Annotated in this window: 17 protein-coding genes; 9 read left to right on the top strand and 8 right to left on the bottom strand. The window is 65.0% G+C overall.

The annotated features are described in order from the left end of the window. Positions 1–152: 152 nt before the first annotated feature. The gene (locus tag JO236_RS10265) at positions 153–665 is read right to left on the bottom strand and encodes a VOC family protein (RefSeq protein WP_293328208.1); all 513 of its coding nucleotides are present in this window, start codon (positions 663–665) and stop codon (positions 153–155) included. A 136-nt stretch (positions 666–801) separates the two neighbouring features. On the opposite strand from JO236_RS10265, the gene JO236_RS10260 reads away from it, so the two are divergent. After that, entirely contained in the window at positions 802–1,173 is a 372-nt protein-coding gene (locus tag JO236_RS10260) for a RidA family protein (protein WP_293328206.1), read from the top strand. On the opposite strand, the gene JO236_RS10255 is transcribed toward JO236_RS10260, so the two are convergent. Next, positions 1,158–1,523, bottom strand: coding sequence for a DUF952 domain-containing protein (locus JO236_RS10255; protein ID WP_293328204.1), 366 nt, complete (start codon positions 1,521–1,523; stop codon positions 1,158–1,160). The two genes, JO236_RS10260 and JO236_RS10255, sit on opposite strands and share 16 nt — an antisense overlap. Before the next feature lie 129 nt (positions 1,524–1,652). Between JO236_RS10255 and JO236_RS10250 the strand changes: the two genes are divergently transcribed. Further along, on the top strand, positions 1,653–1,838 hold the full coding sequence (locus JO236_RS10250) for a hypothetical protein (protein WP_293328202.1): 186 nt from the start codon (positions 1,653–1,655) through the stop codon (positions 1,836–1,838). Positions 1,839–1,903: 65 nt separating this feature from the next. Further along, positions 1,904–2,881: a YihY/virulence factor BrkB family protein gene (locus tag JO236_RS10245; RefSeq protein WP_293328200.1), complete on the top strand. Its 978-nt coding sequence runs from the start codon at positions 1,904–1,906 to the stop codon at positions 2,879–2,881. 12 nt (positions 2,882–2,893) lie between these two features. Here the strand turns inward: JO236_RS10245 and JO236_RS10240 are convergent, their stop codons facing one another. Continuing rightward, a complete protein-coding gene (locus JO236_RS10240) occupies positions 2,894–3,133 on the bottom strand; it encodes a DUF3039 domain-containing protein (RefSeq protein WP_293329401.1) in 240 nt (79 codons plus the stop codon). A gap of 65 nt (positions 3,134–3,198) precedes the next feature. On the opposite strand from JO236_RS10240, the gene JO236_RS10235 reads away from it, so the two are divergent. The 3 genes from JO236_RS10235 (at position 3,199) to ideR (ending at position 5,605) form a co-directional block, all read left to right on the top strand. Then, entirely contained in the window at positions 3,199–3,618 is a 420-nt protein-coding gene (locus tag JO236_RS10235; RefSeq protein ID WP_293329400.1) for a DUF3099 domain-containing protein, read from the top strand. 178 nt (positions 3,619–3,796) lie between these two features. Then, positions 3,797–4,768, top strand: coding sequence for a sigma-70 family RNA polymerase sigma factor SigB (sigB, locus tag JO236_RS10230; protein WP_293328198.1), 972 nt, complete (start codon positions 3,797–3,799; stop codon positions 4,766–4,768). A 144-nt stretch (positions 4,769–4,912) separates the two neighbouring features. Then, a complete protein-coding gene (gene ideR / locus JO236_RS10225) occupies positions 4,913–5,605 on the top strand; it encodes an iron-dependent transcriptional regulator IdeR (RefSeq protein WP_293328196.1) in 693 nt (230 codons plus the stop codon). A gap of 10 nt (positions 5,606–5,615) precedes the next feature. Here ideR and JO236_RS10220 read toward each other — a convergent pair whose 3' ends face one another. Then, a complete protein-coding gene (locus tag JO236_RS10220) occupies positions 5,616–6,674 on the bottom strand; it encodes a DUF4192 domain-containing protein (RefSeq protein WP_293328194.1) in 1,059 nt (352 codons plus the stop codon). Between the two features lie 112 nt (positions 6,675–6,786). Here JO236_RS10220 and sthA point away from each other — a divergent pair, with 112 nt between their 5' ends. Continuing rightward, the gene (gene sthA, locus JO236_RS10215; RefSeq protein ID WP_293329399.1) at positions 6,787–8,193 is read left to right on the top strand and encodes a Si-specific NAD(P)(+) transhydrogenase; all 1,407 of its coding nucleotides are present in this window, start codon (positions 6,787–6,789) and stop codon (positions 8,191–8,193) included. A 55-nt stretch (positions 8,194–8,248) separates the two neighbouring features. On the opposite strand, the gene JO236_RS10210 is transcribed toward sthA, so the two are convergent. After that, a complete protein-coding gene (locus tag JO236_RS10210; RefSeq protein ID WP_293328192.1) occupies positions 8,249–9,067 on the bottom strand; it encodes a trypsin-like serine peptidase in 819 nt (272 codons plus the stop codon). A gap of 237 nt (positions 9,068–9,304) precedes the next feature. On the opposite strand from JO236_RS10210, the gene JO236_RS10205 reads away from it, so the two are divergent. Both JO236_RS10205 and JO236_RS10200 read left to right on the top strand, forming a co-directional pair. Continuing rightward, positions 9,305–10,282, top strand: a complete 978-nt coding sequence (locus tag JO236_RS10205; protein ID WP_293328190.1) for a proteasome assembly chaperone family protein — start codon at positions 9,305–9,307, stop codon at positions 10,280–10,282. 34 nt (positions 10,283–10,316) lie between these two features. Beyond that, a complete protein-coding gene (locus JO236_RS10200; protein ID WP_293328188.1) occupies positions 10,317–11,342 on the top strand; it encodes an alpha/beta fold hydrolase in 1,026 nt (341 codons plus the stop codon). A 76-nt stretch (positions 11,343–11,418) separates the two neighbouring features. Here the strand turns inward: JO236_RS10200 and JO236_RS10195 are convergent, their stop codons facing one another. The 3 genes from JO236_RS10195 to JO236_RS10185 form a co-directional block, all read right to left on the bottom strand. Then, positions 11,419–11,904 carry a peroxynitrite isomerase gene (locus tag JO236_RS10195; protein WP_293328186.1) on the bottom strand — a complete coding sequence of 162 codons (486 nt, stop codon included), beginning with the start codon at positions 11,902–11,904 and terminating at the stop codon, positions 11,419–11,421. Position 11,905: 1 nt separating this feature from the next. Continuing rightward, positions 11,906–12,370, bottom strand: coding sequence for a transcriptional regulator NrdR (gene nrdR, locus JO236_RS10190; RefSeq protein WP_293328184.1), 465 nt, complete (start codon positions 12,368–12,370; stop codon positions 11,906–11,908). 163 nt (positions 12,371–12,533) lie between these two features. Continuing rightward, complete coding sequence (locus JO236_RS10185) at positions 12,534–13,022, bottom strand: LysM peptidoglycan-binding domain-containing protein (RefSeq protein ID WP_293328182.1); 489 nt, start codon at positions 13,020–13,022, stop codon at positions 12,534–12,536. Between the last annotated feature and the right edge of the window lie 109 nt (positions 13,023–13,131).

Below are 13,131 nucleotides of genomic sequence, written 5' to 3'. Positions count from 1 at the left end.
GCCGCTACTCAGGTAAAGGAGCTTACCCACCGAAGCTGAATATCGCTGTGGCACAGAAAGATTAGCCGCGCGCCGAGAAGACAGTGCTCCGACCTGACCACATGAGCAGCCGGACGCGCCAGCGCGAGTCAAGGCGGAAATCGGGCGCGGCATCATTCTTGACGCGTTGCCAGCTCCGCCTCTACCAATACTTGCTGCGTCTCAGCTGAATCCGTCGCATTGAGTCGAACTTCGTCTGCACCCGGATGGACGTAAAATTCGAGTTGCATATTGTCAGGATCCCGAAAGACTACTGTCGCCCCGAACCCGATGTCGATGACTCCGCTGTGGGTTACGCCGTGCGCATCCAGGTGCCTCACCCATCGTTCCAGTTCGTCCCGATCCGCCACCCTGAACGCGAGATGATCAAGGCCGACGCGGCGCTCGTCGAACGCACCGTCGGCGGGGGCGTCGTGAGTCATGACCGACACGGTTGCGCCGGTGGGATGAATCAGACTCTTGACGTCCCAGCTCTCGCCGCGAAAATGGTTTACAAGCGTAAAGCCCATAACGTCCTGCCACCATACGGCCGCGCGTTCGCAATCCGAGACTGTTAAGTCAATATGCGAGATTCCCATGTGTTCGGGCATAGCTGCTTTCGTCCTCCCGGAACTACTGTCGCGCATTGCTGGAAGATACGTCTCGGCTGGGTTGACCATACCTATTCCAGGCAGCCGACCGAATCCTCTTTCGCGCGACCAGGTGGACCATCCAAGGGGGGTGTCGTTACGCGGCAGGCCAAGCCGGGCCTAGCGTAACCGCATGTCAACCAGCCGCACCGTTGTCTCGTCGGGATCCGAATTCGAATCGATCGTCGGCTACTCACGGGCCGTGCGCATCGGCCCGCACGTGGCAGTGGCCGGTACGACGGGTACCGGCCACGACGTGGCCGCGCAGACGCGAGATGCTTTGCACCGCATAGAAATTGCGCTCGCGCAAGCCGGCGCGACGCTCGCCGATGTGGTGCGCACCCGCATTTACGTGACGGACATTGCGCGCTGGCGCGAAGTCGGCGACGTGCACGCTGAGGTCTTCGGTGAAATACGCCCGGTCGCCACCATGGTCGAGGTCTCCCGGCTGATCGCACCCGGGCTGCTGGTGGAGATCGAGGCGGATGCCTACGTGGAGTCCTGAATCCCCGCGTCCGGCGCGAACGTGCCGTCACGCGCCGGCCGGTAGTCAGTGACGCGGACCACGGCGCGCACCGGCAGCGGGCCGTACAGATGCGGGAAGAGCATCGTTTCCGGGTCCGTCGGCACACCCGCCTCCCAGCGCAACGGTGAGTCCAGCAGCGTCGGGTCGATGTGCAGCAGCACCAGGTCGGAGCGGCCGTAGAAGAGCCGGTTCGCCGGCAGATGCACCTGCTCGGGCGTCGACAAATGGATGAATCCGACGCTGGGGTCGGGTTGTAGACCGCCACGGGCGCGCGCGTCCGTCCAGTCCTGCGCGCCGCACAAGTGCACCAATGCCAGGGCGGGCGTCATACAGCCACCCTGCCCGACGGGGCGACCGCAAAATCCGTGAGAAACGACACACCCGAGAACGATCGGGGAACAACGCGAAAACCGTGAACGTCTGAGAGAGTTGAACACACGCCAGAAACGGAGACGCCAATGACCGCAACTCTGACCAGTCCCGAGCTGACTAGAGCCGATCGTTGCGACCGTTGCGGCGCTGCTGCCCGTGTCCGTGCCAAGCTGCCTTCCGGTGCCGAGCTTCTCTTCTGCCAACATCACGCCAACGAGCACGAGGCAAAGTTGATCGAACTGGCCGCTGTGCTGGAGGTCAGCGCAAGCTAGATAAGCCGAACTCGCCTCCCGGTAATGTGCTGGTAATGCGAGGTCGTCGGTAATGCTGGACTGGTATGAGCGACCAAGTCGCTAAACCGACCCGCCACCACGTGTGGCGAATCAGTCTGCGGGCCCTATCCAAAAGCTGGGATGACTCGATTTTCTCGGAGTCGGCGCAGGCTGGATTCTGGTCCTGTCTGTCGCTGCCACCACTCCTGTTAGGGATGTTGGGCAGCTTGGCGTACGTGGCCCCGTTGTTCGGTGCGGACACCTTGTCATCGATTGAAAAAAGCGTGATCTCCACGGCACACAGCTTCTTTTCACCCAGCGTGGTCAACGAAATCATCGAGCCGACCATTCGCGACATCGCCAGCAACGCCCGCGGTGAGGTGGTGTCACTGGGCTTTTTGATCTCGTTGTGGGCGGGTTCGTCGGCCATCTCGGCATTTGTCGATTCCGTGGTCGAGGCGCACGACCAGACGCCGTTGCGCCATCCGGTGCGCCAGCGTTTCTTCGCGTTGTTTCTCTACGTGGTGATGCTCGTAGTCGTGGTGGTGGCCGCACCGGTGGCGGTGGTGGGGCCGCGCACGGTGAGCGAACACATCCCGCCCAGCTGGGCCTATGTGCTGCATTACGGCTACTACCCGGCGCTGGTGCTGGGCCTGATGTTGGGGGTGATGGTCCTGTACCGGGTGGCCCTGCCGGTGCCGCTGCCGTCCCATCGGCTGATTCTCGGCGCGATCCTGGCCACCGTGGTGTTCCTGACCGCCACGCTGGGCCTGCGGTTCTATCTGAGGTGGATCACCAGCACGGGCTACACCTATGGCGCGTTGTCGACGCCGATCGCTTTCCTGTTGTTCGCGTTCTTCGGCGGTTTTGCGATCATGATCGGCGCGGAGCTCAACGCCGCCATCCAAGAGGAGTTCCCCGCACCCACGACGCATGCCCACCGGCTCGGGAACTGGTTGAAGTCGCGGCTGCGCCGCGGACCGGCAGCGACGCGTTCCGACTCGCGACAGCCCGAAATCGTGACGGCAGAACCTCCGACGTGAGGGGTGGGTGGATCAGCCCTGCTTGAGCCTGTCGTAGATCTGCTTGCAGTCCGGGCAGACCGGTGACCCCGGCTTGGGCGACCGGGTGACGGGAAAAACCTCGCCGCACAAGGCGACCACGTGACTTCCCATGACCGCGCTCTCGGCGATCTTGTCCTTCTTGACGTAATGGAAGTATTTGGGCGTATCGCTGCCGGTCCCGTCGTCGACGCGTTCTTCGGCATCAGTGCGCTCGACCGTCTGGGTATCCATGCCTGACATTGTGCCTCCTTGCCCGCCTCGGCCGGAACCGTTCGGGTGTGGGCGCAGTCATGCAGGTGTGGGAGAGTGGAGAAATGAAGCGCGGCTCCCAGCTGGGTTTCGACGACGACGGCCGGCCGGTGCTGATCACCGCCGCGGCACCTTCGTATGAGGTGCAGCATCGGGCGCGGGTGCGCAAGTACCTCACACTGATGGCTTTCCGTATTCCGGCGCTGCTCCTGGCCGCAGTCGCGTACGGCGCCTGGCACAACGGTCTGATCTCGCTGCTGATTGTGGCCGCTTCCATTCCGCTGCCATGGATGGCCGTGTTGATCGCCAACGATCGGCCGCCTCGAAGCGCCGACGAGCCCCGCCGTTTCGACAATGCGCGGCGGCGCACGCCGTTGTTCCCGACGGCCGAGCGGCCCGCACTCGAGTCGAGGCGAGACCCCGGACCGCAGCCGGACTGGACCACGGGCCCAGAGGACAGGGCTTAGACCCACCGGAGTTCCGGCTGGCCCACACCCGGCCGCACTTCTTAAGACATTCTCAGGTCATCGGCACATCTCTGCACGTCAGCGGGTGTGAGATCGCAGCGGGCCGGGAACTCTGCGTTTGGGTGTGTCGTTAAACGACATGAAAGAACAAAGCCGCAAGCGGATCGGGGAGGGCGTAATGGCCGAAGCCACCAAGAGGGCCACCACAGGCCGGGTTGACAGCGATCTGGATGCTCAAAGCCCCGCCGCGGATCTGGTGCGCGTATATCTGAATGGCATCGGTAAGACTGCGTTGCTCAACGCCGCCGACGAAGTCGAACTTGCCAAGCGCATCGAGACCGGCCTGTATGCCGAACATCTGCTGGAAACCCGCAAGCGCCTCGGGGAGAACCGCAAGCGCGACCTGGCGGCCGTCGTGCGCGATGGCGAGGCTGCTCGCCGTCACTTGCTGGAAGCCAACCTGCGCCTGGTGGTTTCGCTGGCCAAGCGCTACACGGGTCGCGGGATGCCGCTGCTGGACCTTATCCAGGAAGGCAACCTCGGGCTAATCCGCGCCATGGAGAAGTTCGACTACTCAAAGGGATTCAAGTTCTCCACCTATGCGACTTGGTGGATTCGCCAGGCCATCACCCGCGGTATGGCTGACCAGAGCCGCACCATCCGGTTGCCGGTTCATCTCGTCGAACAGGTCAACAAGCTGGCCCGGATCAAGCGGGAGATGCACCAGAACCTGGGCCGCGAGGCCACCGATGAGGAACTCGCCGCCGAATCCGGCATCCCGGTTGAAAAGATCAACGATCTGCTCGAGCACAGCCGCGACCCGGTAAGCCTCGACATGCCCGTCGGTTCTGAAGAAGAGGCCCCGTTGGGTGACTTCATCGAGGATGCCGAAGCGATGTCCGCGGAAAACGCCGTCATTGCCGAGCTGCTGCACACCGACATCCGAAGCGTGCTGGCCACTCTCGACGAGCGTGAGCACCAGGTGATCCGGCTGCGTTTCGGTCTCGACGACGGCCAGCCGCGCACCCTGGATCAGATCGGTAAGTTGTTCGGCCTGTCGCGCGAGCGCGTTCGCCAGATCGAGCGCGACGTGATGTGCAAGCTGCGCAACGGCGACAGGGCTGACCGGCTGCGTTCGTACGCGAGTTGACACATCAGTTGGGGCCGCCAATTAGAGCCAGGTAGCAGCCAGTATGCCCGCCGCGCTTGCGGCGGGCATACTGCTGCATGGAGCGTTTTGGAGAACCATTCAGCCAGCTGGCCAAGTAGACTCAGCGGCAATGGAAGGTGCTGAATGAACGACCTGGTTGATACCACCGAGATGTACCTGCGGACGATCTACGACCTCGAGGAAGAGGGTGTGACTCCGCTGCGCGCCCGGATCGCCGAGCGCCTTGACCAAAGCGGGCCGACCGTCAGCCAGACCGTATCCCGGATGGAGCGCGACGGACTGCTCCATGTGGCCGGCGACCGCCACCTTGAGCTGACCGATAAGGGCAGGACATTAGCCGTCGCCGTGATGCGCAAGCACCGCCTTGCCGAGCGGCTGCTGGTCGACGTCATCGGATTGCCGTGGGAGGAAGTGCATGCCGAGGCATGCCGGTGGGAGCACGTGATGAGTGAGGACGTCGAGCGCCGGCTGGTGCAGGTGCTCAACAACCCCACCACGTCCCCGTTCGGCAACCCGATCCCAGGCCTGCTGGACCTGGGCGTGGGACCCGAGTCTGGCGCCGACGGCGCGAACCTGGTCAGGTTGACCGAGTTGCCCGCCGGCTCGCCCGTGGCGGTCGTTGTCCGCCAGCTCACCGAGCATGTGCAGGGCGACATCGACCTGATAACCCGGCTCAAGGACGCCGGCGTGGTGCCCAACGCGCGCGTGACTGTCGAGACCAACCCGGCCGGTGGGGTCACGATCGTCATACCCGGTCACGAGAACGTCACGCTGCCACACGAAATGGCGCACGCGGTGAAAGTCGAGAAGGTCTGACGCCTCACGGCTAGCCGGCCCGTCGGCCGAACTGTCGTCGCGGCGGGAGCCGCACGCCGATCCGCTCCGCCAGCCGGTAGCCGGTAAGCGCCAACTTCCGGATCTCCTCGGGCCGCAAACCGGACTGCAGCGCGGTGTCCAGCATGCCCGCCATGCGATGGCCCGGCGCGCAGCGCAGGGCGGCCTCCAGCGACACTCCGGCCAGCGGCCCGTCGCCGCGGGCATACGCACTGAATGCGAGCAACACCAGCGCCTCGACGCGCCACGGCTGGGGCAGGATGCGCGCCAACACCGCCCACAACGACTCGGCCGCTCCGGCGGTTTCGCCCACCGCCAGGGCATAGAGCGTGTCGCGCACCTGCACGTCGCTTAGCGCGCAGCCCAGCTCCACCAGATCCGCGTCGCAAAGCGGTAAGCCCTCGGCCACCCGTGCGGCCGCGGCCATCGCGCGCTCCACGTCGCGCCGACAGCAGCCGGCGGAGTCCGCGCCGTGTGCGATCTCGCGCACGCTCGCCTGACGCGCGAGCGGTGCGGCCAACTCGGCGCTGCGCGCCGCGTCGTCGACGGCGATGACAGCCTGCAGGTCGGCGCGTCGCGGGTACAGCCGACGGCCGTCCAGCACCGCCGCGGCGGCCAATGGGGACGCCGTCGGGTCATCGACCTCACCACCCGCGCCGCAGCCGTCGACACAATGCCAGCGCCCGCCCAGTGCCACCCGGTCCACCACATGCGCTGCGTACAGGGAGATTTCGTGCTGCGCCAGCGCATCGGTGAGCGCTTCACATAGCTGTCGATATTCCTCGCCGCACGACGGGCATTGCGCGCCTTCGGCATCGACGATCACCGCGATCGCCGCATCGGGTTGCGCTGTGGCGGTTATCTCGGCGAGGTGGTCAATGCGGTCGACGAGTTCGTCGGAGAGGTCGACTCGCATCACCGACCCCAGCGAGCCGCCCTCCAACGACACCAGAACCAACGATTTTTCTGGCACGAAACCCAGGACGGCCGGTAGCGCGGCGATCAGTGCGCCGGGACGATTCAACTCAAAGTCAGGTCGATGTTTGGTCATGAGCATCACGCTGACAAGCCGCACCGTCAGTCGGCCCGCGGGCGACCCGGCACGGCCACTCTCCTGTGGACGAAATCGGCACTGTGCGTTCTACTGTCATCTCATGGGGTCGATGCGTCAGTACGACATGGTGGTTATCGGTTCAGGGCCCGGGGGGCAGAAAGCCGCCATCGCTTCGGCCAAGCTCGGCAAGTCCGTCGCGATCATCGAACGCGGGAGAATGCTGGGTGGCGTGTGCGTCAACACGGGCACAATTCCGTCCAAAACGTTGCGCGAGGCGGTGCTTTACCTCACCGGGATGAGTCAGCGCGAGCTGTACGGGGCGAGCTACCGCGTCAAAGACCGGATCACGCCTGCGGATCTGCTGGCCCGGACGCAGCATGTGATCGGCAAGGAAGTCGACGTGGTGCGCAGCCAGTTGATGCGCAACCGGGTCGACCTGCTGATCGGTCACGGCCGGTTCGTCGACGCGCACACGGTCGAGGTCGAAGAGCCCGGCGGCCGCGAAAAGACCACCATCACAGGCGATTACATCGTCATCGCCACCGGCACCAGGCCGGCGCGTCCGTCCGGGGTCGAGTTCGACGAGGAGAGGGTGCTGGACTCCGACGGCATCCTCGACCTCAAGTCACTGCCCGCGTCAATGGTGGTGGTGGGCGCCGGTGTGGTCGGCATCGAGTACGCCTCGATGTTCGCCGCGTTGGGCACCAAGGTGACCGTCGTGGAAAAGCGGAACGACATGCTGGATTTCTGCGACCCCGAGGTCGTCGAGGCGCTGAAGTTTCACCTGCGCGACCTGGCGGTGACCTTCCGGTTCGGTGAGGAGGTGACCGCGGTCGACGTCGGCGCCGCCGGCACCGTCACCACGCTGGCCAGCGGCAAGCAGATTCCCGCCGAAACGGTGATGTACTCCGCCGGGCGGCAGGGTCAGACCGACCGCCTCGACCTCGAGAACGCGGGACTGGAGACCGAGGGCCGCGGGCGGATTTTCGTCGACGACAAGTTCCAGACCAAAGTCCCCCATATCTATGCCGTCGGCGACGTCATCGGTTTCCCCGCACTGGCCGCGACGTCGATGGAACAAGGCCGACTGGCCGCCTACCACGCGTTCGGGGAGGCGTGCGACAGCATCACCGACCTGCAGCCGATCGGCATCTACTCGATACCCGAGGTCTCCTATGTGGGCGCGACCGAGGTGGAGCTGACCAGGGATTCGATCCCCTACGAGGTCGGCGTGGCGCGCTACCGGGAGCTGGCTCGCGGCCAGATCGCCGGCGACTCGTACGGCATGCTCAAACTGTTGGTGTCCACTGACGACCTCAAGCTGCTCGGCGTGCATATCTTCGGCACCAGTGCCACCGAGATGGTCCACATTGGGCAGGCCGTGATGGGGTGCGGCGGCACCGTCGGGTATCTGGTCGATGCGGTGTTCAACTACCCGACGTTCTCTGAGGCCTACAAGGTGGCTGCGCTGGACGTGATGAACAAGGTGCGGGCGCTGCACCAGTTCCGCCGCTGAGCCAGTGACGATTCGGTCCGTGCAACGGACCGATGAGGAATGACGATTCCGTCGGCTAGCAGGTGTCGTCGAAATCGCGCGGCGCCGCGTCGCCTGGACCGCCAGCTTCAGCACGGGCCAGCAGCGCCGCGGTGTGGTCGTCGAACGGCGGCGAATACGACATGCTTTCCGCGCATCCGCCGCCCTCAATGCCGCCGATCACGCCCGTAATGGTTGAACCCATTACCCATGGTGCGCCGCTGGTGCCGCCGACCAGGCCGTCACATGCCAACGAGGGAAACCCCGTCGTGGTGACTCCAGTGCTGGCCTGGCAACCGATCGGCTGCCCGCCTACGCCGGCCGCATACCCCGTCACGGTGACACGGCTTCCCGCAGCCGGGGCCGTGCCCAGCGACAGCGCTGAGCCCGCACGCGCCTCCACCGATCCGCCGTCGGCCCTACTCACCCGGGCGATTGCATAGTCCGCACGCGGCTCCCTATTCGCCAGCCAGCGGCCATCGAAGTACACCTCACCAACCGTCCACATATCGCCCGGCGTGGCATCGCCGGAGAAACCCGGCACAAAGCTTGCCCGGAGAGTTCCGAGCAAGCAGTGCGCAGCGGTCAGCACCAGGTCGCCGTCCTTGGAATGCACCACCGAGGCGGTACAAGAGTGCATCTTGCCGCTGTCCGGGAAGATCGCGCCTACACGGGGATCCGGATTGACCGGCCTGGCTACCGGCCCGTACTCGGGTTGGCTGAGCTGCTCGACGGACCCATGGCTGCCCTGGCTCGGTCCGTGACTGGTCCCGGCATGATCGACCGACCGGCCGCATGACGCCAGCAATAGCGCCAGGCTGGCCAGCGGGCAAACAAGTACCACCCGGGTGCGCATCGATCTCCATCATGCCTGACCACGGGCTGGCAAGCAGGGTTGAACGGAGCCGAATGCGCTGACGTTCCCCGAGCAAATTGCCGGGAGAGACAACCGACGGACGCAGAACCGGTGGACGGTGGTGCGTTTCGGGGACATAGGACGTCTTGCGTTCGTTGTTCAATTACTGGTGTCCGCCCGTTTTAAGTGCCACTGGAAGCGGCACCCTGGAGAGACCCCCGACAGGAGGCAACACCCATGGCCCACGATCAGGACCCCGGCGAGGCGCAGGACTACCAGCCGGGACAACCCGGCATGTACGAGCTTGAGTTCCCGGCGCCCCAGTTGGTCACTTCCGACGGCCGCGGCCCCGTGTTGGTGCACGCATTGGAGGGCTTCTCCGACGCGGGTCATGCCATCAGGCTGGCGGCCGGCCACCTCAAGGCCGCTCTAGACACCGAACTCGTCGCGTCCTTCGCGATCGACGAATTGCTCGACTACCGATCGCGGCGGCCGTTGATGACGTTCAAGACCGATCACTTCACCCACTACGACGATCCAGAGCTAAGCCTGTACGCGCTGCGCGACAGCGTCGGCACCCCGTTTCTGTTGCTGGCCGGAATGGAGCCGGATCTGAAGTGGGAGCGCTTCATCAGCGCGGTCCGGCTGCTGGCCGAGCGCCTCGGTGTGCGGCAAACCATCGGGCTGGGCACTGTACCGATGGCCGTTCCACACACCCGACCGATCACGATGACGGCGCACTCCAACAACGGCGAACTGATCGCCGATTTTCAGCCGTGGATTTCTGAGATCCAGCTCCCTGGCAGCGCGTCGAACCTGCTGGAATACCGGATGGCCCAAAGCGGTCATGAAGTCGTTGGCTTCACCGTGCACGTCCCGCACTATCTGACCCAGACGGACTATCCCGCCGCCGCCCAAGCGCTGCTCGAGCAGGTCGCCAAGACCGGCTCGCTGGACCTGCCACTGGCGGCGCTGGGCGACGCGGCAGCCGAGATTCGGGCCAAGATCGACGAGCAGGTGCAGGCGAGCGTGGAGGTCGCTCAAGTGGTGGCCGCGCTTGAGCGCCAGTACGATGCGTTCATCGACGCGCAGGAGAACAGGTCGTTACTAACGCGCGACGAGGATCTGCCCAGCGGCGAGGAGCTCGGCGCGGAGTTTGAGCGGTTCCTGGCGCAGCAGGCGGAGAAGAAGTTCGACGACGACGATCCGGCTTGAGCCCCCCGGACGGCCCGACAGCGAGGTTGGCGAGATGACCGAGCGAAAGCGCAATCTTCGCCCGGTGCGGGAAGTGACAGCACCTTCGCTGCAGTACCGCACCATCCACGGTTACAAACGGGCGTTCCGGATCGCGGGGTCCGGCCCGGCGATCCTGCTGATCCACGGCATCGGCGACAACTCCACTACCTGGACTGGCGTGCACGCCAAGCTCGCTCAGCGTTTTACGGTCATCGCCCCCGATCTGCTGGGCCATGGCAAGTCCGACAAGCCACGCGCCGACTACTCGGTCGCGGCGTACGCCAACGGAATGCGTGACCTGCTCAGCGTGCTCGACATCGAGCGGGTGACCATCGTCGGCCATTCCCTGGGCGGCGGGGTGGCGATGCAATTCGCCTACCAGTTCCCGCAGTTGGTCGAGCGATTGATTCTGGTCTCGGCCGGCGGCGTGACCAAGGACGTCAACTTCGTGTTGCGATGGGCCTCGTTGCCGATGGGCAGCGAAGCCATGGCATTGCTGCGGTTACCCCTGGTGCTGCCGGCGGTGCAGTTGCTGGGGCAGCTGGTGGGCAAATCAGTCGGCACGACCGGCCTGGGGAATGATTTGGCCAACGTGTTGCGGATTCTGGACGATCTACCCGAGCCGACGGCCTCGGCGGCGTTCAGCCGCACCTTGCGGGCCGTGGTGGACTGGCGTGGGCAGATCGTCACCATGCTGGACCGATGCTATTTGACCGAAGCCATCCCAGTGCAGATCATCTGGGGCACAAGGGATGTGGTGGTACCGGTGCGGCACGCCCGGATGGCGCACGCCGCCATGCCGGGCTCGCAGCTCGAGATCTTCGAGGGTTCCGGGCATTTTCCCTTCCATGACGACCCGGCCCGCTTCATCGACGTGGTGCAGCGTTTCATCGACACCACTGCACCGTCCGAATACGATCAGACCGCGCTTCGCGCATTGCTGCGCAGAGGCGGCGGCGAAGACAGGGTCACCGGTTCGGCCGGCACCCGGGTCGCCGTCTTGGAGGCCATAAGCGCCGACGAACGCAGCGCGACCTGATCGGTGGGCAGGGCCGGGGATCGCCGGCCGGGCGGCTAACGGTGGTGTGACACAACCGAATTGATGCCGCGCAAGTTCAGTGACTTCGGTGCAACACGGCGGCGAGGTGATCCTGCAGTGGCTGCCCCACCCCGGCCATCTGCAGCGAGTAGGACAGCTCGTCGCCATCCATCCGTATCGAACGGCCAAGCGCGGTAACCTCTTTGGCGGTCGGGCTCAGCCCGACCGCCGTGCTGGACAAGTCGACTTCGATGACGTCGGCGGTCACCGAGTATGTACCCACCGCTATTTCGGTGATGCCGTTCGGGTGCGCGAGGACCAGCTCAACGCGACCCGGCTGCGGCACACGCAGATAACCCGTCTCGCCGTGCAACGGCCTCCCGTCGGCTACCGCCCGGCTCTTTTGCACATACGCCAGAAATGGTTTACCGACATGGGAAAACACGACTTCTTCGAAATACTCGAACGGTTGAATCGTCGGGTATTTGCCCTGTCCCCGACCGGCCCAGGTGCCCAGCAGGGGTGCCAGCGCCGCGAGATCGGGATGCAGCTCGGGCGGCATGTCAGCCCGGCGTCGATACTTTGCGATGCGCGCGAAGTGCCTCGATCTCCCGCTCGAAATCATCGGCCGAGGAGAAGGATCGATATACCGACGCGAACCGAAGGTAGGCAACTTCGTCAAGGTCGCGCAGCGGCCCGAGGATGGCCAGGCCGACATCGTGACTCGGAACCTCCGGCGAGCCCGCCGCGCGCACGGTGTCCTCGACTTGCTGGGCCAGCAGATTCAGCGCGTCGTCGTCCACCTGGCGGCCCTGACATGCCCGACGGACACCGCTGATGACTTTCTCACGGCTGAAGGGCTCAGTGACCCCGCTGCGCTTGACCACGGCGAGGACCGCGGTTTCCACCGTGGTGAAGCGCCGGCCACATTCGGGGCATGATCGGCGGCGCCTAATCGCCTGCCCCTCATCGGTTTCCCGCGAATCGATCACTCGGGAATCGGGATGCCGGCAGAACGGGCAGTGCATGGCCGCTCCTTCGCCGCGCTGACATCCAGGTATCGCAAACCACTCCGAGAGTACCTGGGCGCTCCCCCGCAGGGCCAATGCCGTGGCGATCCATCGCCGTTCGAGGCCGCGATTCCCGAGGAGCGTTGGCGTGGAGCTGTTTTCGCAGTCCACTGCGATGCCGTCAGCCGACCGGCGCAATCAGGGTCTGGCCCACAGCCAACGTCGGCGACTGCAAGGAGTTGAGTTCGCGGATGCGCTCGGCCTCCTGGCGAATTGGTACGCCGGGGGCCACCCGGGCCGCCAAGTCCTGCAGGGATTCCCCTGCCTCGACGCGTACCAGCGAAAGTTTGGTGGGCACGACGGGAGTCGAATTGGCGTCGCTGTTGATGACCTCCCCGAGGTGGGCGACCATGCCCAGCCACAGTGTGATTACGCCAGCTGCCAGCGCCAGCCCCACCGTGGTCGCCAGCCTGATGGGGCGGGTGCGGTGCGGGGCCGTCGACATCGCGACGCCCGTGCCGTGGTAGCGCGGTGGCGCGCCCGCCGGCCTTGGCGGGCCCGGCCTTCTGGTCCGCTCCAGCGTGCGGTAACCCGGCCTGCCGTAGCCGGGAGTGCTGATCGGCCGGCGGAAATTCGCTGGACGCGGCGGGACTGACTGGATAACTGTCATTTTGGGGATCCTCCGGTCGACTACTTCTCGCTCGTGTGTTCGACTATAATCGCTCGTGTGTTCGATAAGCGAACATTTGAGCGAAGCGTGTCGGACGAGCAAAACGCTA

Origin of the sequence: Mycobacterium sp., from assembly GCF_019247635.1 — a bacterium.
Classification (GTDB): Bacteria; Actinomycetota; Actinomycetes; order Mycobacteriales; family Mycobacteriaceae; genus Mycobacterium.
Note: the sequence above shows the minus strand (reverse complement) of the source record. Positions and strands in the feature narration are given on the sequence as shown.